This window comes from Streptomyces sp. NPDC051219 (genome assembly GCF_040682335.1).
Lineage (GTDB): Bacteria > Actinomycetota > Actinomycetes > Streptomycetales > Streptomycetaceae > Streptomyces.
In genome coordinates, this window is the sequence record NZ_JBFBAS010000025.1 from 30,836 (window position 1) to 51,469 (window position 20,634).

Annotated in this window: 15 protein-coding genes and 1 pseudogene; 3 read left to right on the plus strand and 13 right to left on the minus strand. The window is 68.5% G+C overall.

Features of this window, described 5'->3' with window-relative positions; translation table 11 throughout:
• Window positions 1-84: 84 nt before the first annotated feature.
• Genes AB0M62_RS24840 through AB0M62_RS24865 form a run of 6 tightly spaced genes read right to left on the minus strand, consistent with a single transcriptional unit; the run spans window position 85 to window position 10,202 of the window.
• Window positions 85-2,103, minus strand: coding sequence for a serine/threonine-protein kinase (locus tag AB0M62_RS24840; protein WP_366076488.1), 2,019 nt, complete (start codon window positions 2,101-2,103; stop codon window positions 85-87).
• A gap of 4 nt (window positions 2,104-2,107) precedes the next feature.
• Window positions 2,108-3,013 (minus strand): hypothetical protein, encoded by a 906-nt coding sequence (locus AB0M62_RS24845; RefSeq protein WP_366076489.1) that lies wholly within the window; start codon window positions 3,011-3,013, stop codon window positions 2,108-2,110.
• A 15-nt stretch (window positions 3,014-3,028) separates the two neighbouring features.
• Entirely contained in the window at window positions 3,029-5,881 is a 2,853-nt protein-coding gene (locus tag AB0M62_RS24850) for an SAV_2336 N-terminal domain-related protein (RefSeq protein WP_366076490.1), read from the minus strand.
• A gap of 18 nt (window positions 5,882-5,899) precedes the next feature.
• Window positions 5,900-7,000 (minus strand): MoxR family ATPase, encoded by a 1,101-nt coding sequence (locus AB0M62_RS24855; protein ID WP_366076491.1) that lies wholly within the window; start codon window positions 6,998-7,000, stop codon window positions 5,900-5,902.
• Complete coding sequence (locus AB0M62_RS24860) at window positions 6,997-9,024, minus strand: caspase family protein (RefSeq protein WP_366076492.1); 2,028 nt, start codon at window positions 9,022-9,024, stop codon at window positions 6,997-6,999. The genes AB0M62_RS24855 and AB0M62_RS24860 overlap by 4 nt, the downstream gene beginning before the upstream one ends.
• The gene (locus AB0M62_RS24865) at window positions 9,021-10,202 is read right to left on the minus strand and encodes a hypothetical protein (RefSeq protein WP_366076493.1); all 1,182 of its coding nucleotides are present in this window, start codon (window positions 10,200-10,202) and stop codon (window positions 9,021-9,023) included. The genes AB0M62_RS24860 and AB0M62_RS24865 overlap by 4 nt, the downstream gene beginning before the upstream one ends.
• A 394-nt stretch (window positions 10,203-10,596) precedes the next feature.
• On the opposite strand from AB0M62_RS24865, the gene AB0M62_RS24870 reads away from it, so the two are divergent.
• Window positions 10,597-10,785: a hypothetical protein gene (locus AB0M62_RS24870; RefSeq protein WP_366076494.1), complete on the plus strand. Its 189-nt coding sequence runs from the start codon at window positions 10,597-10,599 to the stop codon at window positions 10,783-10,785.
• 122 nt (window positions 10,786-10,907) lie between these two features.
• Here AB0M62_RS24870 and AB0M62_RS24875 read toward each other — a convergent pair whose 3' ends face one another.
• The 6 genes and pseudogenes from AB0M62_RS24875 to AB0M62_RS24900 all read right to left on the minus strand — a co-directional run bounded on the left by AB0M62_RS24875 (window position 10,908) and on the right by AB0M62_RS24900 (window position 14,615).
• Complete coding sequence (locus tag AB0M62_RS24875) at window positions 10,908-11,393, minus strand: hypothetical protein (protein WP_366076495.1); 486 nt, start codon at window positions 11,391-11,393, stop codon at window positions 10,908-10,910.
• A 590-nt stretch (window positions 11,394-11,983) separates the two neighbouring features.
• A complete protein-coding gene (locus AB0M62_RS24880) occupies window positions 11,984-12,157 on the minus strand; it encodes a hypothetical protein (protein WP_366076496.1) in 174 nt (57 codons plus the stop codon).
• A gap of 414 nt (window positions 12,158-12,571) precedes the next feature.
• Entirely contained in the window at window positions 12,572-12,967 is a 396-nt protein-coding gene (locus AB0M62_RS24885) for a DUF3662 domain-containing protein (RefSeq protein WP_366076497.1), read from the minus strand.
• 127 nt (window positions 12,968-13,094) lie between these two features.
• Window positions 13,095-13,379, minus strand: a complete 285-nt coding sequence (locus tag AB0M62_RS24890) for an aldo/keto reductase (protein ID WP_366076549.1) — start codon at window positions 13,377-13,379, stop codon at window positions 13,095-13,097.
• Window positions 13,312-13,833, minus strand: a pseudogene (locus AB0M62_RS24895) (aldo/keto reductase); the annotation flags it as partial. The gene AB0M62_RS24890 and the pseudogene AB0M62_RS24895, both read right to left, overlap by 68 nt.
• A gap of 347 nt (window positions 13,834-14,180) precedes the next feature.
• A complete protein-coding gene (locus AB0M62_RS24900) occupies window positions 14,181-14,615 on the minus strand; it encodes a hypothetical protein (protein ID WP_366076498.1) in 435 nt (144 codons plus the stop codon).
• A gap of 192 nt (window positions 14,616-14,807) precedes the next feature.
• Here AB0M62_RS24900 and AB0M62_RS24905 point away from each other — a divergent pair, with 192 nt between their 5' ends.
• The gene (locus AB0M62_RS24905) at window positions 14,808-15,626 is read left to right on the plus strand and encodes a sulfurtransferase (protein WP_366076499.1); all 819 of its coding nucleotides are present in this window, start codon (window positions 14,808-14,810) and stop codon (window positions 15,624-15,626) included.
• 484 nt (window positions 15,627-16,110) lie between these two features.
• The gene (gene helR, locus AB0M62_RS24910) at window positions 16,111-18,258 is read left to right on the plus strand and encodes an RNA polymerase recycling motor ATPase HelR (protein WP_366076500.1); all 2,148 of its coding nucleotides are present in this window, start codon (window positions 16,111-16,113) and stop codon (window positions 18,256-18,258) included.
• Between the two features lie 134 nt (window positions 18,259-18,392).
• On the opposite strand, the gene AB0M62_RS24915 is transcribed toward helR, so the two are convergent.
• On the minus strand, window positions 18,393-20,504 hold the full coding sequence (locus AB0M62_RS24915; protein ID WP_366076501.1) for a SpoIIE family protein phosphatase: 2,112 nt from the start codon (window positions 20,502-20,504) through the stop codon (window positions 18,393-18,395).
• Window positions 20,505-20,634: the final 130 nt, after the last annotated feature.

Below are 20,634 nucleotides of genomic sequence, written 5' to 3' on the forward strand. Positions count from 1 at the left end.
GTGGGCCAATCACGCCACTGTCCGGCGAAAATAGGGATCCATTCCTGCTTTTCTTATGGTGTGTCGGGCACTTCCGTAATCTCCTCAGCGGAGGGCCGGTTCGGCCGGGCCTTTGAGCCGGACTGACCGGAGGCTGCCGTTCAGTCCGCCGAGGAGCAGCTCGCCCGGACCGGCCCATAGGCTCGCCACACTCTCCGCGCGCCAGCGCCACAGCTCGGTCCCGTCAATGCGCGACAGCGCGCAGATCCCGTCGCGGGCCGCAGCGTAGACAAGGTCGGCCTCCGGCGTTCCGGCCGCATACGCGGAGGGCGCCGAGAGGACCGAGAGGCCGGGCAGAGCGGCCGGTCCGGCTCGCCACAACTTCCGGCCGTCGCGCGCGTCGAGAGCCGTCACCGTTCCTTCGACCGTTCCGACGATCAGGGCGCGGCCGGACAGCAGAGGAGCGAGATGGACCGTTCCGTTCAGCCGCCGATCCCACAGCCGCTCCCCCGAGCGGGCGTCGAACGCATTGACGGAGCCGTCCGCCGCGGCCGTGAACACTCTGCCGCCCTGACTCACCACCGGTCCCGCCTGCGACGCTCCGCCGGCCCGGACCCGCCACAGCAGGACCCCATCCGTGAGCCGCCATGCTCCCAGCGTCCCGTCGGCCGTAGAGACGTACACCGCGACGAGGTCCGCCGCCTGGGGACCCGACGCCACTCCCGCACCGCGGGCGGTCCAACGCCTGTCGCGCCCCACGGCGTCGACCAGATGGAGATCCCGGCCGCTGGACACGGCGAGCAGCGCCGGCGCACCGGCGTCGGCGGGTGCGACGTACGCCACGGCGTGCACAGGAGCGGAGAACCGGATTCGGGAGTGCAACGGACCGCCCGGCCGGATCCGTACGAGGTGTGCCGACCCGTCGGCCGTCCCCACCGCAACCCCGTCGCCTGCCGGAACGAGCCCGCCGCGGACCCCGGCGCCCAGGTCGAGGCGCCAGCGTTCCGTCCCGTCGGACCGGTCCAGGGCGCACAGGGTGCCGTCGGCCGTGACCGCGAGCACCAGAGCGCCGTGAACGCTGGGAGCGCTGCGCAGCCAGTCGGAGCAGCGCCACACCCACTTGGTCCGCACCGGAGCCGTCTGGTTGCTCGCGGACGGCTGCGGCAGGGATGCGCGGCGGGGCGCGGGCAGCTCGTCGTACTCGGTGAAGTCGTCGTGCACGTCGGCCAGCGACCGGAGAGCGCTGCGGTGGTGGTCGAGTGCCCTAAGGGCCGTGTCGGGCAGCGGGAGTGTTCCGGGGCGGGAGCCCGCAGTCACGGTCTCCGCCCGGTCGAGCACCTCGGTGACCTCGGGCCGGTCGGCTGCCTCGAACTCCAGGCACCTGCTGATGAGTTCACGGAGCGGACCGCGGGACAAACCGGAGATGTCCGGGGTCTCGGTCAGCGCGCGCAGCCGTATGTCGAGCTGGTTCCGCCCACTGTAGGGGGGATGACCGGTGGCTGCGAAGAGCAGGGTGGCCCCGAGGGCGAAGACGTCGGCCTGGCCCTGAGCACGGCCGAGTCCCGCGGCCTGTTCGGGAGCGGCGTACTGGAAACTGCCCATGGCGTCCGTGGTCGCGGTCAGGCTGGGGTCACCGACCAGTCTGACCAGGCTGAAGTCGATGACCCAGGGGCGTACCCGGGTGACCAGCACATTGCTGGGTTTCAGGTCCCGGTGGTAGAGCCCGACCTTGTGGAGGTCGGCAAGGGAGCCGGCGAGGCCGATCGCCAGAGCCCAGACGCTTGCCTCCGGGAGGACCCCTGCCTGGTCGACGAGCTGCTGCAGGGAGGGGCCCGGGATGTACCGGGTCGCCAGCCAGGGGCGTCGTGCGGCGGGATCCGCGCCGAGCAGTTCCGGGATGCCCTGGCCACCCGCCCGGCTCACGGCCTCGATCTCGCTGCGGAACCTCGGCCGCAGCCGCTCGGAGTCCGCGACGTCCTGCTTGATCAGCTTGATGGCCGCGAGCCGGGCTCTGCGGGAGGTCTCCCGAGCCAGGAACACGTCCCCGAAGCCTCCCTCTCCGATCCGGCACAGCAGTCTGAACTCGCCGAGCAGCGGCGGGTCTTCCGAGTCCAGCGGCTTCATTGGCTCAGTCCCCCCGTGTCCCTGCGCCATTCTCCGACGGCTCGCGCGACATTCGGCCGCCGAGAACGGCCGGACGCACATCAGCGGCCAGCTCCCGAAGGGTGCCCAGAGTCCCCAGTTCTTGGCGCAGCAACCGCACGCGCGCCAGGTGGGCGCGGGCGGCCCGCGACCTCGGCTCCGGAGCAACGCCCTCGTGCACCCGGATTCGTGACGGCGCTGACGCGTGGGTGTAGCACAGCCACGGGGTGCGGGCCCCCGGCTCCGGAGCCCAGGTCGAAGCCGTCAGAGCGGCCCGGTAGCCGTACGGGAGCAGCCATGCCACGGCGTCGATGGTCGCAAGCCTGGTCAGCGCGAATCTGCTGGACCGGGAGACCAGGCTGAGCGGAGTCTCCAGAGCCACCGCAGCGGTGGCCGCCGCCCAGCCGAAACCCAGTTCCTCGTCCACAAATTCGGCGACCACGGGCAACGGATCGGACTCGACGCCCAGAGCCAGGGGCCGCTCGCCTTCGACGGGCGGGAGTTCGACCGGACGGACCGCGTTCCACAGGCCGGTCAAGCCGATTCCCTGCCGCGCCAGGTCCTCGTACGGCAGGACGAAGTAGCGGGTCGAGGCGGTGCGCCGGCCGGATGAGTCCCAGTACGACTCCACCGGACCGCTCCAGTCGGTGACAGAGACGCTGACGTGCCTCGTCGACACCTCGCCGTCACCGAATGCGCCGAAAGAGATCCATGGCAGCCCTTCACCGGGCGACCCCCCGGCCGTCCACTGCGGGGGTGTGCCGAACAGGGTCTCGCGTACCAGGTCCTCAAACGCCTCGTACGCGGACGGGCCGCCGCTGCACGTCAGAATCCGGTAGTCCCCGCCGTCGGCCGGGGGTTTGGACAGCACGGCCCAGTGAGCCCGAATCATGCCGGGGGTGCCCATTCAGCCGTCTCCCCGTGCCCGGCCGAGGGCGATGAGAGGTTCGAGGACATTCAAGGGGCGGGCCTCGCCCCGAAGCATGGGGGTGCCGTCCTCGTCGCGGGTCTGGTTCGAGCAGTCGTCGAGATCGACCGAGCCGTCCTTTCGACGGTGGATGCCGATGGCGGACAGGACGAACCACGACACCCGCTCCGGGATGAAGTTTTCGGCGACCAGGCGCTGGATTTCCTTGATGTCGGGTGATTTCCGCGCGAGCCAGGCGATGAAGCGCTCCGCGTCCTCGGGGGGCACACAGGGGTCACCCTCTTCGTTCTGGCCGACCCAGTTGCCGGCTCGCGCCTCACGAAACACCTCGGGATGGTCGAACTTGCTGAGACACACCGCCACATGGTGGGGCAGCCGCCCCTCCTCGAGACGGCCGTGCTCGCGGAACTCGCTGGTGAGGCGGGACAGATGAGGCGCGAGGTAGGAGGCCTGGGGATCTCCGTTCGGCGCTCTGAAGGGGTCGACCAGCAGGAGGATCCGGTTCGAGTGCGCCAGGTGGGCGTCCAGGACTGGATCCTTTCCATAGCGGCGGGGCAGGAAGTGCCCGCCGTGGGCGTCGTAGAAGTCCAGGGTGAAGTCGACCCTCTCCGGGCTTCTGAAAGGAGTGCGCGTCCCGCGCAGTTCAGCCCGGAAGACGTACGAGAAGGGCTTCGGCGTGAGAGTGGGCTCGGGGAAGCGGCGTACGACCGTAAGGCTCCGCGTTTGCTGAACCAGAAATTCCTCGTCCGATTCGCCACGGGCGATGATGTTCCACCGGCCCCGCTCCTCCGGTACCGAGATCGCGGCCAGCCAGGCAGCGGCGAGGAAGGTGGTCTTCCCGCAGTGTGCGGCGCCCAGAACGGCAACCCGTTTGCCCGGGCGGGTCCTGGCGGGCCGAGGTGCACGGCGTTCCGTCGGCTCGGGTGGTGGCTCGTTCTCCTGGGCGGCCGCGGGGGCGGCCTCATGGACGCGCGGGCGGGCCGGGGCCGGTACAGCGGCGCCGGGGGCGGGGGCGGGGGCGGGTGCGGCCGCGCCGGGGGCGGGTGCGGGTGCGGCCGCGCCGGGGGCGGGTGCGGGTGCGTCTGTGTGCGGTGCCGGGCCGCCGAAGCCGGCCACCTGTCCGTCCTCGGGCGGGAGCCCGCCCGGGCCGCGCGGCGTCTGAGGCTGTGCGAGGGCCTGAATGGCGTTCTCGATCCGCTGCACCGCGTCCCGGTAGGCGGGCCCCAAGCCCTTGAGAATCTGGGCGGCGATTTTGGCGAGGGGGCGCACTTCTGTGTCGATCTGGCTGATGAGCGCGGTGTCGCCCGGCGATGCCAGGAGTGCGGGGAAGGCCAGGGGCGAGCGGCCGAGCAGCCCGGTGACGAACGCCGAGACCGTGGAGAAGGTGGCGATGGCCTCTTCCCGGTCCATGCCCTCCAGCAACAACTGCCTTACGTTGCCCACGAATTCGTAATCGTCACTGCCCGGAGGGGCGGCCTCGGTACGCATGCCGGTTCCGGGCCTGCGGCGCAGGAGCCCGCTCAGGAACACCTCCGCCAGTGGGGCGGGGTCGGCGGGCTCGTTCGCCCATCTGCTGGTCGCGAGATGCACCAGCCACATGGTGGAGAGGTTGAGCGGGGCGGTGGCGAGACGCCGGACCAGCCGCCGCGCCCGGACGGTCGCTGTGGCGTCGAACTCGCTGAGCAGGATGCCGGGGTGGACGCGCCCGGCCCCCATGGCGGTGGGCGGCGGGAACTCCGGGCGGGGCCGGTCCTCGTCGGCCTCCTGTTCCCAGACGATCCAGCCGGATCCGGAGACGACGCGCCCGCGTTCTCCCGCGACGAGCGAGGCCCAGCGGGACAGTGCTGCAGGATCCAGTGGCACGACGGGTACGGCATGTGGGCGGCCGCCCCCCGGCGGACGCCCACCAGGCCACAGGTCGGACACCGCCCAGCCCGCCGGAGTGAACCGGTACGAACCGGCGCCGGCCTGCGCGCCACTCGCTCCCTCGGCACAGGGATGGAAGTACACCGGCAGCGGGTTCACACCCGTGCGCGGCCAGAGATGGCGTGGCAGCAGATGGATGACGACCACTGGGCCGTGGCGGGCCAACCGATTGGCTTGTCCGGCGAGTTGGCCGTCGTGCCAGCCGCGCCCGACCGCGTCGGTCACGAAGGCCACGATGCGCCGCCCGTTGGGCTCGACCAGCTCACCGAATCCGGTGTCTCCGCCCGGTCCGAACAGCGCGGCCTCCTCGTCGTCGGACCGCAGCCGGCGCACGGTCACCGACCGGAAGGCGCCGTGGTGTGCGGCTGCTGTGGCCATCTCCCTCATGAGCTGTTCCCACAGGCTCATGGACCCGCCCGTGTCACAGACCAGCGTGAGGTCGAATCGCGGCTCCAGCGCCGGCGTTGCGACCGGAAGGACCAGCCCTGTCGCCGCAGACCACTCCGCGGTGTGCACTTCGTCCACCTCGGTGCGCACCGGGGAAGGGCTCGTGCGCGGCAGGTTACGCAGGGCACGCCCGAGTGGCAGCCGCTCGGCGAGCAGCCGAGTGGCACCGGGTGCGTGTACGGCCTCGCTGAAAGCACCGCCTGCCGCCGCCAGCGCGGCCTCGGCCCGGGGAAGGAAGACGCTCACGCCGTCAGCGGCGGCCTCGCGGGCCTTCGGCTGTCCTCTTGGGGCTCCGGCTCCGTCCACGAGCTGCGTTCGCGGGATCCCACCCTCCGGTTCGAGGGCTGGGAGCAGAAGGGAGGCGTCGGGGGAGGTCGTCAGACGGCCGGCCAACCAGGCGACGTCGAAGACCTCCTCCAGGCCGATGTCCGCCTCCGAGTGCAGCAGGGCCGCTGCCACGGCCGCCGGATCCACCGCTCACGCCCCCGAGAGCGGGTGAAGGACAGCGCGCTCGATGGTCGCGAGGTCCTGTGGACCGAGCTGTGCGTTGAGCCGCAGACGCACGGCGTTGATCAGCTGGTCGGGCGAGAGCTGACGGCCTTGCGACCCGAGAGTCTCATATCGGGTGATCACGTCCTGGACCTGCGCGAGGTCGGTCAGCTCCGGCACATGCTTCCGCAGGATGGCGTGCAGCCTCTCCCCGCTCGGGCGTTCGAGCTCCAGAAACAGGCAGCGCCTGCGGAAGGCCGGAGGAAACTCGCGTTCGCCGTTGCTCGTGAGGATGACTACGGGGAACTGCGCACACCGCACCCGTCCCTGGTGCACGGGAACCCGGTCGTTGCCGTCCGAGCCGAGGACGTGCACGGGGGAACGGTCGATACGCCGTAACTCCGGAATCTCGTAACCCCCCGTCTCGAAGACGTGCAGCAGGTCGTTCGGCAGATCCACGTCGCTCTTGTCGATCTCGTCGATAAGCAGCACCCGTGGCAGGCGCCGCGGCAGCAGGGCGTCCCCCAGTGGTCCCAGCCGGATGTAGCGTCCGATGTCCTCCCGCTCGGACTCCTGCCGCTTCCAGTGTCCGGACCGCTGCTTCAGATTCATATCGTGCAATCGGCCAAGGACGTCGTAGTCGTACAGTCCTTCGCGCAGAGTGGAGCGGCTGGTGATGCCCCAGCGCAGTACGGGGCCGAGGTTCAGCTCCTTGGCCACGCTTGCGGCCAGCGTGGTCTTACCGACGCCCGGCGGTCCGGTGACAAGCAGGGGTCTGCGGAGATGAATCGCAGCGTTCACCAAGTCGTGTGCGTTGCGGTCGCCCTGATAGGACACCGCGATGCGGTCCTCCCATGACGGAGCTTCCGGATCGGCCTTCGGAGCCGGCACCGGGGCCTTCGGGTCGTCGGGCCCGGGGCCCTCGCCTTCCTCTCGGGGCTCGACGATGCCGTCCAGTCCGAACCTTCGCCAGGGGGGCGGTTCGGGGAACTGCTGAGTGGCACAGCCCGGGCCGTCGCCGTCCTTCCAGCGACCTCGGTACACCCACCACTGCGGAACGGGGCCGCCGAGTTCCTCGAGACTGGTCATCGTCCATCCCCTTCGATGGGCTGGGCAGCCAATGTACGGACCAACGGAGAACGACGTGGGTCGTCGAAGAGTACGGCCATGTCACGGAATACACCGTTGTACTCGTCGTTCTCGTGACGCAGGTCGAAAATGATGTCGGGAACGTCCTTCAACGGCCGGCCCGACAACTGCTCCTCCAGCATCCGCCGCACATCCGTGCTTCTGCAGAGATGCTGGGCGACCATGTCGTCGCGGCGCTCCTCCCGGCACTGCCGGTGCGGCCAGACCACCACCGCCGCACCGTTGTTGAGCGCTGTGCCTACGTTGTCGTGCAGGGCTGGAGTTTCACTTCTGGGCTGGGCGAGAACGATGCCGGCGCAGACGGGCTCAGCTCTCCCGCGATTGAAGGCCCTTCTCACGGCCGTCACATCCGCCGGCGTGACACATGCGTCCCAGAGCAGCGAGGCGGCAGGTACGGAGTCGAGCAGCGTCGCCCGCCGCTCCAAGAGCATCAACTGCGTCCCATGCTGGTACCGCCAGCGGTCACGCAGCACCACTGGGGTGGTGTCGCCCAGTTGCGGCGCGACACCTGTTTCCACGGCAGAGGTCGGGAAGTTGTCGAAGCGCTCGTCGAACAGATCCCGGTCCACGAGGAATTCGACCCGCGCAGCGCTCAACTCCGCCCTGACCACTTGCCTGGAACTCTGCTCGTAGATCAGTGCGATGGCCTCGGGGAACTGGGACCTGCGCCAGACGTGCTGATCGAAGGTAATCTCCCTGGGCTCGTGGCCGGCGTAGAACCACGCCCGGATCGCGTAAAGAGGATTGCTCTTGATCTGCCCAGTGATGTGGCCCTCCTCGTCAGTGCGGTGGATCTCGACGACGAGGTTGTACTCCTCCTGCTCCACAGGGGACGGGAAGGAGGCCAACGGCAGCTCGGGCAGAGCCGCACGGGCGGTCAAACTCGCGTACCAGTCACGGATTTCCGTCCCTATCCCGCTGATCGTCGCCAGCGTGGCGCACAGGGTGACGAGGTAGTGGTGACCGTCGTCCCGAAGCGGGAGTCTGGCCACCTTGCCGGCCAGTTCCGGCAGCGGGGCATCCGGTTCGGCGAGGCGCAGTCCGGCGGCCGCGAGCCTGCCTCTGACCTCCCCCTCCTGCAGTGCGGTGATCTCCGCGGCGGCGATGATCGCGCACAGCCGGTCGGTCTCCAGGTCGCTGACCGTGATCCGGTGGCGGTAGTCACGACTGATGTCCGGCTGCCTGATACCGGAGAACATGACGTGTGTCGGGATGTGGTCGACTTCGAAGCGCTGATGCTCGTCGAAGAATTCTCCTTCGAGTGCAACGGCGGTGTCGATGACGGGCTGCATTTCGAGTCTGTCCCGTTGCGGCAGCCGGGTCAGGGCCTCGATCAGACGGCTGGAGAACGCGCCTCCCGCGCTGTTGATGGCAGCCTGTTCTCCCTGCCTGGCCGCATAGAGGACGAGCTGATCGCCCCAGTCCGGATTCGGTACTTCACTGGCGGCCGCGACCACGGGCTGGAAGCCGTAGGGGCCGACCTCAAGTGGTCTGTCCCGTTCGCGGCAGGCGTCGATCACATAGAGCTGGCGATCCGGCCGTCCGCGCTTGCGCATGTACGCCTGGATGTCCTCCAGCTCCATGTACGAGCGGTACGGCAGATAGAGCGAGTGCCGGTAGTTGGACCGGTTGACCGCACCGTGGCCGAGCCAGTACAGCACGAAGGCGTCGTCCGGTCGCAGGTCGTCCAGCCGTCCCTGAGGCCGAATGAATTCCCGGCTCAGCGTTGCGTGGACGGGCTTGTCCACCTCGATTCGGTGCGTCCCCCCGACGCTCGCCAGCAGTTCGTCGAGTGCGGTGACGGACCCGGCGGGATTGGTGAGCAGCGTGACGTGACACGCCTCCCGTACATGCTCGACGAGCCACCGGACGAAGCGCACCGCGGTATCGGACGATCCGGGAAGATCGTTGAACAAGGGGTCTTCGTAGATCTCTGGACACACCACCAGAGCTCGTACGGTCACTTCGCTCGCCCCTTGACTGCCGAACCGATGGCCTCGTACACCTCCTGGGTGGCCCAGTAGGCACTGTGTGCCCGGGGAAACGGCTCGCGCGTATTCACCACGACATCGCGCACCCGGTCCTTGAACTGGGGTTCGGCAGGAAACCCGAGCAGGTCAACGGGGTCGTGGATGTTGAGCCACGGCGCCTGGAAGTGGCGGGGCAGCGCTGCTCCGTAGCGCTGGGTGGTAAGGGCGTCCAGGCCGTACAGGTACGGGATCTGGCTGCCGACCGTGACCAGCAGTTCGACCTGTGGCAGTGCGGAAGCGACCAGCGTTTCGAAGGAAGCGATGCCTCCCAGGCTGTGGCCGAGCAGGACGACGGGGCCTTCGATGTCCTGGACGCGCTCGGCGAGGAAGGTCCGCAGGGGGTTCCCGCGGGCCTGGTACATGAGGACGTCGCCCGCCGCAGGGGTGGAGTGGTCGAGGATGTCCTCCCGGTATCGCCGGACCACGGGCTTGGCCACGAACTGGGCGGTCCGCCAACCCGCTTCCAGCGCTCTGCGTCCCGTGCCGAGGGCCCCGCCGCCGAGAATGTCGGCGATGGCCCGGGCCAGGGCGTCGCGCTCCTCGGCCGGCACGAGCACGGTGTGGCTCTGGTGCTCACGCACGCCGATGTACCGCGAGGTGATCGCGCGGCCGATGAGGTCGTTCGACTTGGCTGCGGCCAACGTGGGCAGCGCAGAATCGAATTCCTCGTTCGCGAGGAGGTCCTCCACGGATTTCCTCAGATCGGCGACACCTTCCTCCGGTACGAGCGCCTGAATGGTGGCCCTCTCGGGGAGAGTCCGTAGCCGGTCCTGGAGTACAGCGAGCGCCCGGGGCGAGGTGGCGGACACGTTGACTCGTTCGTCCAGCGCGGACAGCCGGATCTCGAACAGCGGATCGTCGTAGAGCCTTGCCCACACGGCTCGTTCGGCGTCGGACCAGTTCACGCCGGCTCGTGCACGCGGCAGCGACGCCTGCACCCGCGGGACTCCCCCGCCGTTGCGCGGTGCGACTCCCAGCACGTCGCCCCAGGCGCAGGGCTCCACCCTCACGTCGGGCAGGACCCGGCCGAGACCTGCCCGCACCTGGTCCAGCGATTTCCCGTACCTCTCGGAGCGCACACCTGTGCCGTGCACAAAGAGAATCGTCGTCATGTTCCCCCCTTGCATGTCCTTCTACTGTCCCTGTCCGACAGTGAGGACCCCGTTGCTCAATGTAGTGGCGCTTTGGCTTCGAAGTGTGTGAGTCGACGAATCCTGTGGGGCGAATTGAGGGTCACCGAAAGTCCAGTCCCGTGGGCACGCCCCCTCGGGCCCGGATTCGACGAGAGCTCGAAAACATATTCGTCAAGGGTTCGCACATTCGATTCCGGGGGGACGGCAACTTCGGCGGCACCCGCGGCTTGGGGGCTATGGAAACCGCCCCCAAGCGGCACCCCGAATCCCTCCCTCACCACTCCGCCACAGCCCACGCTACTGTGCGCCCATAGTCGGGGGCAGGAGGGGACGTGCAGGGAAGCGGACAGCAGGGTCCGCCTTGGGGTGCACCGTGAGCAGACGGCGGTACGTGGCCAGGGGCGTACCGGGCGGCTACCGAATCTGGGACAACAGGGGGCGTCGGTGGTGGGGCGACCACTACGAACTCTGCCCTGACGATCTCATCAGCGAGCTGAACGGCAGAGCGAACCACGAGAAGATCACCACCCTGCTCAAGCGGTACAGGGCCCAGAAGCGGTAGTCGAAGGCTGCCGGAGCATCGCTGGGGCGCTTGCATCCGCGCTCGCCGAATCCCGACAGCCCGACGAGCGGTGGCAGTGGCTGGTGGCAGGTTCACGAGGGCGTCATTGCGGGATCTGGCCATCAATTGCTGGGGCCCGCTGCTTCCAGCCTGTCAATGACGCGGACTGTGACTACCGCATAGAGAACATGCGGGATGATGTCTGAGACCCAGTCCGTGGTTGCCCAGGTCCGTGGATCCGTGATTCCCAAAAGAATAATCGGCACATTTGTGACCGTTAGGGCAAAGAGAGACGCAACGACATAGCGGGAAGCCTTCGTCGGAGGCCAACCAGCAGCCTGTGCCAATGACAGCGCCGCCCCCATGCCCAGCCCCACGGTGTATCCGGTCAAGGGGCCAAGGCCAGCGATCCGGTTCTCCAGGATCTGATCGTCCCCGGGGATTCGAATACGGAGCTTCGCAGCAAGGCTACGCACTGTGATCTCAGGTGTATCGCTGATGGGCCGGCCTCGAAGCGCGATGTCGGCATAACCTGCGATATTGAGCGCGGTCGTACCGGCGAGTCCCGCAACAGCGCCGTGAAGAAGCGGCCGCATAACTCTGATCATGGGCGGTCCTCCTGCTGAGCAATCAATCTCGAGTCGGTGACCCGTACCCCGAGGCTGAGCTTCAAGAGTCCCATTTCCGTGGACGCTCCGCATCACAGGACGTGTGAGTGGACGACGGCGGGACCAGCGGTAGGAGCGTCCGCCACTGCGTCTATGGTCCATGCCGGTGCGCTCGTGTGAAGCGCGTGCCGCACGGCCGCTGGGGGATGCGGCGTGGGATTGTCCTGCCTCGGTCTTTGACAGGTCTCACGCAGGTGATCGCCGTGGCGTGACCTTCTCGGTTCTGCGGCCGTCATCGTCCAGGCTGTCGCACTCGGACCTCTTGAAGCAGCCACCCATTGCCGTCCGGGTCGCTGAACGTCGCGAACGAGTGGTAGCTGAGACCATTAGGTCTGGTCCGTCTACCTGTTCTTGGGCGCCGGTGTCGTAGACGCGGTGGAAGATCTCGCTAACCTCGACACCCTGGCTAATCAGTCGGGCGCGGGTTTGGTCGAGGTCTTGGACGACGAGGTACATGCCCTGGGCGGAGCCTGCTGCCGCAGGGGTGACTCCGCGGCCGAACTGGATGGAGCATCCCGACCCCGGAGGCGTCAGCTGCACAATCCGGAATTCCCGGGCCCGCCTCGAGCCTCCACCCCAAGCCCTGGTAGAAGCCGCAGGGCACGATCGACGTCAGCCACCGGCATCACGACGACCTCAAGATTCATATCCATGGTCGGCTCTTCATCGACGTTCGTTGCGCCGTCCTGCTTTGCGGTGCCCATAACGACCTCCTACGCCGCTTTCTGGTTAGGTTCATGACCTCTGAAAGCCCGCAACTGGCGAAAGACCATCGTCACCAGGGGATGCACAGGTAGTTGATCACGCCTGCCAGCGCCCGCTCCTGCGGCTACCGCGAGTGCAATCCTCGGCGCCATGCTCGCGGAACGTGATCGGAAGACCGGGGCGGCGATCCGGTTCACCACCTGCTGGCAGCGGCTCACTGCCCTCGAGGCCGTCACCTGACGGCCGGACACTGCCTCGACAAGGACCAGGAAGGAGAAGACCCGACAGCACTCCGGGCCCGTGGAGCCCGGCGCACCCGCAGCGTCACGCGACGGCCCACCCCGAACGACCCGGGGACATTACGGGTGAACTGCCGAACAGGCCAGCGACCGGATCCCACTGACGAATCGAGGTTAGGACACCGCAAACCCGTCAGCACGGATATTGGGTGTGGCGTTGCTGGATATGCGATACCGGCCGTTGGGCACGTGGCTCGACTTGGCGACATGAACGGTGAGCGGGCCGGCCCATTCGTAACCGCTTCTCTCGGCGTGGCGCGCCAGACTGTCCGTCAGCGCTTGTCCCACCTGACTGCCGCGCCGTGCCAGTTCTTCGTACACACCGTCGGCAAGCTCCACGTTGTAGGCGTTGGGGACCACCACACGGCTCTTGCTGCACACCACTGCGTGGCCATCGCATTCCCGCCGCAGAGCGTCGAGGAGCTCGACGGGGTCGCTACGGAATACCTTGGCGAGCAGCGCATTTTCCCACCGCTCTACGGCTTGTTCCCATCGGCTCAGCGTTCCCATACAGGTCGCCTGCCCCGTACGGATCGCCCCATGCTCGCGCAGGCGCTTCACAAACCGCGTCGCGGTGCCATGGTTCGCAACGACTTAACGCTCCGCGTCTGGGCAGGTGCGAGCCGGCGCTCTTGAGCTACAACAGGGTGCCGCCCTGGACCTCGGTGTCGGCGAGGATCGCGTCGAGGCGTTCCCGGACAGCCGCCGTCAGTTCGACCCGCGCGGCCGACAAGTTCTCCTTGATGTGTGCCGGCGTACGGCTGCCCGGGATCGGGACGACATGCTCGTCCTGGCCCAGCACCCAGCGGAGACCAGGCCACCACGCCTGCACCCAGTTCCCTTGCGGCGGCCAGCAGATCGGGGGCGACCGGCCGCCACATCGACCACTCGGTCTGCACGGCCGCGACGGGATGCACGGCATGCGCGGCACGCAGCTGGCCGGCGGTCACGTTGGATAGATCCAGGTGGCGTACCAGCCCGGCCTCGATCAGCTCGGCGACCGCGCCCACCGTGTCCTCCAGCGGCACCAGCGGGTCCGGAAAGTGCGGGTAATACAGGTCGATGTAATCGGTGCCGAGCTCTCTCAGGCTGGCCTCGGCATAGCCCCGTACATGCTTCGGGTCGCCGTTGACCGCCAGCTCACCGAAAGCGAACCCGACGGGGAAGGGGTGCGGCTCGACACCTGCCGGCAGCCGGAATCCGAACTTGGTGGCAATGGCCACATCGTCCCTCCGGCCCCTCAGCGCCCTGCCGATCAGCCGCTCGTTGAGACCGTCCCCGCCATAGCCGTCCGCCGTGTCGATGAGCGTCGCACCGGCGTCGACGGCGGCGAGCAGGGCCCGCTCGCCGCGCACGTCATCGACCTTCCCGTACACCCCGGGTCACAGAACCGTCACACCAAAACCGAATGCGGAAACCTCAAGATCCCTGAGACTGCGGCGGGGCAACGACTGCTCGCTCATGGGAGGCGTCTCCAACCGGAAGATTCCACGGCTTACCCGCATAAGTCTTCCCGGCCTCCGTACCGGCGTCCAATGCCGGGATTCGCGGCGGGCACGCGGCAGCCCCGCCGCAGGAGTGGGCGGGGCGGTACGCGAGGATTGGGGAAGCGCCTGTCCGGCGTGGGCTGCCTCGCGGAGGACAGCAGATGGCGTCTTCGCGAGGGGAAGCGGCTACGAGTACAAGGCCGTTTCTCCACCCTGCAGAGCCGTGTCCACACCCTTCAGAAGTTCCCGCGGACCAGCCGGGTCAGAGGACCACCCTGCGGCCTGGCTGTGTGCCGGCCCAGGGCGAACGCCGCCCCGGCAACCCCGGCAAGACCGGCGGCGGCCCCGGTGGCGATGGCCTTCCTGTTCTTGATGACGGTCCATGTCGTGAGGGCGGTCGAGGCCGCCTTGCCTGCCGTGGCAACAACAGCTCGCTGTCCACCCTCCACAGCCGCAGCCGCTGCGCGCCCGGCGCTCCTGGTGGCATCGCCTGCGGAACGCACACCGGACGTCGCCGCCTCTTCGGCGTCCCGCGCAGAAGATTTGGCCTTCGAGGTGGCCTCCTGCGAATCCTGCCTGGCGCGTTCGCTGACGGTAGCGGTCTTGGTGGCGGCTCGGCGCGCGGCCCCATTGTCGGTGGGCTTCGTGTTCTTTTCGTTCTCTGCAGTCATGGAACTCGTGTTGCCCCTCGAAGCCGGGTGAAACGTTTGGCTGACATCCGTCCGACAAGTCCGCTGAGCATAGGATCCTCAACTGGACCGCAGGACAGGCTTAGTTGACAGGGGTAGCTGGTGCGTGTCGAGGCCTCGGAATCAGTACGTCCGGCAGCGTGCTCGGAACGGGATGCCACAACCCCACATGACTTGCCCGGCCCGCTGGTCGGCTCCGACTGGCTGGCGCCGCGGTTGGGCGAGCCCGGGCTCGTGATCCTCGACGCGTCGGTGGGCACGCATCGAGGCTCCGGGCAGCGGATTCCCGGGGCACGGCGCTTCGACATCGACGGAGCTCTGTCGGATCACCCCCACCCGCTGCCTCACACGATGCCCTGTGCCGACGCGTTCGCCGAGGAGATGCGGGCCCTCGGCGTCGACGACGCAGCCACCGTCGTCGTCTACGACGGGGCGGGCATCTACTCCAGCGCACGTTCGTGGTGGATGCTGCGCGCAATGGGCTTCGACCGGGCGGCGGTACTTGACGGCGGCCTGCCCGCCTGGATCACGGCCGGACTGCCGCTTGAGTGCGGCGAGCCCGTGCCCTCGGGGCCGGGTGACTTCACCGCGCGGCCGCGCGCGGGACTGCTCGTGGGCAGCGGCGAGGTGGTGGCAGCCCTCGCCGATCCGACCGTCGCCGTCTTCGACGCCCGCTCCCGGGAGCGGTTCTCCGGCACGGCCGACGAGCCTCGTCCGGGACTGCGCGGCGGCCATATGCCCGGCGCCATGAACCTGCCGTTCGGCGAGATACTGCACGACGGCCGGATGCGCCCGGCGCCGGAACTGCGCGCCGCCTTCTCCTCCCTCGCCGGCGACCGGGAACGGCTGGTCTTCAGCTGCGGGTCGGGTGTCACCGCCTGCGTCCTGGCGCTGGGCGCCGAACTGGCCGGGTACCGCGAGCTGTCGGTGTACGACGGGTCCTGGAGCGAATGGGGCCTGCCCTCCGAACTGCCGGTGGTGACCGGCAGTTAGGGAGACGGCCCGCGGCCGTGACGTCTGTGCATCTGCCGGGCGTGATACCTCACCTGGGCCTGGAGCCGGCCTTGCTGAAGAGGGTGAGAACTTCTCGTTCCGCGCTGCATGTAGGCCCCATGGGAGATCCTCCTGGGCCGACGAAACCGCCGTACGTGGCATGTCGGCGCCTCGCGAAGGGCTTGTCCGTCCACAGCGGGCGATAAAGGCAAAGATGAGTACCCACCCCTTGCCACTCTCAACTTATAGCGCACCGGGGGGCTTGCGGCAAGACCCGGGTCGTGCCGCAGAATCGCTGGCCGAGGCCAGAACCTGCGGAAATAGGAGATTCACGAAGTGCATGTGCTGTTGTCGGTTTATGGGTCGTGCGGTGACGTCGAGCCGGTGGAGGGACTCGCGCTGCGGTTGCGGGCACTCGGCGCCGAGGTGCGGGTTTGCGCGCCGCGGGACTTCGCGGGCGCGACCTCGGATCGGAGCTGATGACATGAACCCCCTGACTACCAGCGCGTTCGACCTTGCCGACCACCTCTCCCCCAAGGCCGACCCGACGCTGATCGCCGGCGACGAGCAGCACTTCGCGGCCATCACGGAGAGCCTCGAGCAGGCGATCGCCGAACTGTCCGACCGCCTCGATGCCGAGCGCAAGGCGCCCGGCGGCATTGGCCGGGAGGCGATGGAGCGGGACATGGAGATCCACCGGCTGACCGGTCGTCTGCGCGCCTTGCATCGCTTCGGTTTGGACCTGTGCCTCGGACACATCGTCAGCGCAGACAACCCCGAGCCCGTGTACATCGGACGACTTGGCCTCACCGACAGCACGGGTCGTCGGCTGCTGCTCGACTGGCGCTCCCCCGCGGCCGAGCCGTTCTTCGCGGCGACCCACGCCAACCCGATGGGTCTGGCGAGCCGCCGCAGGTATCGCTGGACCCGCGGCCGGATCAGCGACTACTGGGACGAGGTGTTCACCGCTGACGGACTTGAAGGGCACGCCGCGCTCGACGACCAGTCTGCCTTCATCGCCAGCCTGGGCAGTAACCGGTCGACCCGGATGCGAGACGTGCTCGCCACCATCCAGGCCGACCAGGACGCCATCATCCGGGCGGGATCCCGCGGCGCTCTCGTCGTCGACGGCGGTCCGGGGACGGGGAAGACCGTCGTCGCTCTGCACCGCTCCGCCTACCTCCTCCACTCCGACCCTCGCCTCGGTCACCGCCGGGGCGGCGTGCTGTTCGTCGGTCCGCACCGGCCCTACCTGGCCTACGTCGCCGACGTCCTCCCCAGCCTCGGAGAGGAGGGCGTGCAGACCTGCACCCTGCGGGACCTCGTCGCCGAGGGAGCCGGAGCAGCGATCGAGACCGACCCGAACGTGGCCCTCCTGAAGTCGTCCGCGAACATGGTGAAGGCGATCGAGACGGCCGTCAGGTTCTACGAAGAGCCGCCCACCCAGGGGATGACGGTCACGACCTCCTGGTCCGACATCTGGCTGAGCGCCGACGATTGGGCCGAGGCGTTCGAAGCGGCAGAACCAGGTACTCCGCACAACGAAGCGCGCGACCAGATCTGGGAGGGGCTGCTCACGATCCTGATGGACAAGCACGACGGCGACGTCTCGCCCGACCTGTTCCGGAGGTCGCTGCTGCACAACAAAGAGCTGATCAGGACCCTCAACCGCGCGTGGCCGCTGCTCGAAACGGCTGACCTCGTCGGAGACCTGTGGTCGGTACCCGCCTACCTGCGGATGTGCGCTCCCTGGCTCAGCCCCGATGATGTTCAGAAGCTGCAGCGCGAGGACGCCCAGGCCTGGACGGTGTCCGACCTGCCGCTCCTGGACGCGGCACGGCAGCGGCTCGGCGACCCGGAGGCGTCACTGCGTAAGCGTCGGCAGAACGCCTCTGTCGCCGCCGAACGCGAGCGCATGGCCAGCGTCATCGACGACCTGCTCGAGGCCGATGACGACGGTGAAGGTGCGGTGACGATGCTGCGCGGACAGGACCTGCAGGACAGCCTGATCGACGAGACCGCACAGCCCAGCACCGACCCGGATTCTCTCGCCGGCCCGTTCGCGCACATCGTCGTTGACGAGGCTCAAGAACTGACCGACGCAGAGTGGCAAATGCTGCTGCCCCGCTGCCCGTCTCGGAGCTTCACCATTGTCGGGGACCGCGCCCAGGCCAGGCACGGGTTCACAGAGTCGTGGCAGGAACGGCTCGAGCGGATCGGACTCGACCGGATCAATGTGGCCTCCCTGAGCATCAACTACCGGACGCCGGAAGAGGTCATGACGGAAGCCGAGCTGGTCATCCGAGCCCTGCTCCCGGACGCCAATGTGCCGACCTCCATCCGCATCAGCGACGTCCCCGTCGTACACGGATCTGTTTCCGATCTGGACTCGATCCTCGACACCTGGCTCGTTGCGCATGCCGACGGGATTGCCTGCGTCATCGGCGATCCCACGTTCCGGGCGACGTCCCGCGTCCGGTCGCTGACCCCGGAGCTGTCGAAGGGGCTCGAGTTCGACCTGGTCGTCCTCATCGACCCAGAGGCTTTCGGCAAGGGTATCGAAGGAGCGGTCGACCGCTATGTCGCGATGACCCGAGCGACCCAGCAACTCGTCATCCTCACGAGCTCCTGACGTCGGCCGGTCTGCCTGGCCTAGGCGGAGGACCGTGGGCTCGGGACCGCCGCGGTGGTGGTCATGCCGGCGCCGCACCGGGAAAGCAACAGCACTTAGGCGGCGAGTTCGGGGCGCCCGAGATCGCCGGACGGTCAGAGGGACGAAGGTGGCGCAGATCCCTCGGTGCCCGGCCCGCCGTCGGCAGGCGAGCGGCGTACGCGGGCCAGGACGAGCACCGTGTCGTCCGTCGGCGGGTCGGGGAGCAGGCTTGCGAGGATGCGGTCCGCTGTCGCTTCCAAGGGACCCGGCTCCTTGCGCAGTTCGGCGCGGAGCGCCTCCAGGCCCTCTTCGATGTCCTGACTGCGTGCCTCGATGAGACCGTCGGTGTACAGGGCGAGGGTGGCGCCCTCGGGTAGTTCGACCTCCGTCGACCGGAAGGGACAGCCACCTACCCCGAGGGGGACTCCCAGGACGTCGCTGATGGTCTCGACCGTCCCGTCCGGGTGAAGTACAAGCGGTGGTGGGTGGCCGGCGCTCGCGATGCGGGCACGCCCTGTCCTGGGGTCGTAGAGGATGTAGAGGAAGGTCGCCAGCTCGATGCCCGCCTCCTGCGCGCACTGGTCGAGCTCGGAGAGCAACTCCTCCGGTTCACGGTCGTGCCTGGCCAGCGCCTTGGTGGTGATGCGCAGCCGGCCCATTGCTGCGGCGGCCGGCACACCGTGTCCCATCACGTCGCCGACGACCAGGGCGACCCGGCCGTCGGGCAGTGCGATGACGTCGTACCAGTCGCCGCCGACCTCGGTGACGTGGCTGCCGGGCATGTACCGGTGGGCGATGAGCACGTAGGGGCTGGTCGCCAACGCGCTGGGCAGCAGTGCGCGTTGGAGGGTGAGCGCAATGTCCTGCACCCTGCTGTACAGACGCGCGTTGTCCAGGCAGAGTGCGGCGCGGGAGGCGAGTTCACCGGCCAGGCCGAGATCCTGATCGGTGAACGCCTGGCGGGCCGCGGACCGGCCGAACATGACGATTCCCTGGACCGTTCCACGGGCGATGAGCGGGGCGATGAGTATGCAGGCCAGGCCGCTGTCGGCCAGCAGCCGGGCGCGTGCCGGGTCCAGGACGGTCCGGGCCATGAACTCCTCGTTCACCGGTGCGGAGACCGGACGGCCCGTTCGCAGCACCTGGTGAATGATGGAGCCCGGCGGGTACCTGACGGTCTCCAGCCCGCTCACCAGCTCCGTGGCCGGCGGCGGAAGGGTGGTTCCGGAGGCGATACGGCGGGTGAGCAGCGGCAGATCCGGATCGAAGACCTCGTGGTCGTCCATCCACTCGACGACTTCCACGACGCCGCCGTCTGAGAAGTCCGGCACCGCGGCTTCGATCAGTTCACGGGCTGTGACCCTCACATCCAGGGTGGTGCCGATGCGGGCAGAAGCACGGTTCAGCAGAGCGAGCCGCCGGCGGCCGGCGGTGGCCTCCAGGATGGCTTCCTCCCGGTCGGTCACGTCCACCAGCAGACCGCCCACACCGGGCCGTGTGCCGCCTGCCTGGCTGAGGGGGAAGAAACTCACCGAGCGCACCTGGTCACGATCCGGATAGCCCGGTGTGCGCATGCCCACCAGAGTCCCTACGATCGACCGGCCCCCCGCGGCGACGTCTCGCAGCATGCGCGGGTACTCTCCGCCGTCGGACGTGATCATGATGTCGTCAATCCGTCGTCCGAGGTGTTCCTCGATGGGGAGCCCGTCCATGTCGGCGAGCGCCTGGTTGAGGTGGACGTACCGCAGTTCCTCGTCGAGCATGACCAGGCCGATGGGGCAGGTCTCGAAGAGGGCGTCGAGGAAGGCGAGGTTCGTCTTCACCCGATCGAGTTCGTCACCGCGGCTCGCCAGGGCCATGACCACCGTGCGCCCACCGCTCCCTGTCACAGGGAAGACCCGGAAGCCGCAGTTGAAGACGGTGCCGTCCTGATGCCGTGCCGGCAGCCGCCCGCGCCAGTACCCCAGGGTTCTCCCTCGCTCCGCCATCCGGGTGGATGCGTCGGGGGCGCCTGCGGGCGGGCCGGGGAAGAGAACGGAGCCGGGGGCCGACAGCACCGCCGCGGACTCGTACCCGAACAGGGTCCGCGCGCCGGGTCCCCAGTAACAGATCCGATCGGCGTCGTCCACGCCGAAGACAGCCACGGCCACATGCTCCAGCAGCGTCCCCGGCTCGGACCAGAGCGGACCGTGAGCCTTCTCGTCCCCCGGCCGATCTGATGGCACCGGATGATCCTTCCACTTACGGCACGCGCAGGTTCTGGGGCCGCCCACCGGGCAGGAGGCGGACTTCCCGCCATTCTCCCTTGTCATTCGTTCTGCGGACATCGAGGCGGCCCGGAGAGACGCCGGAGGC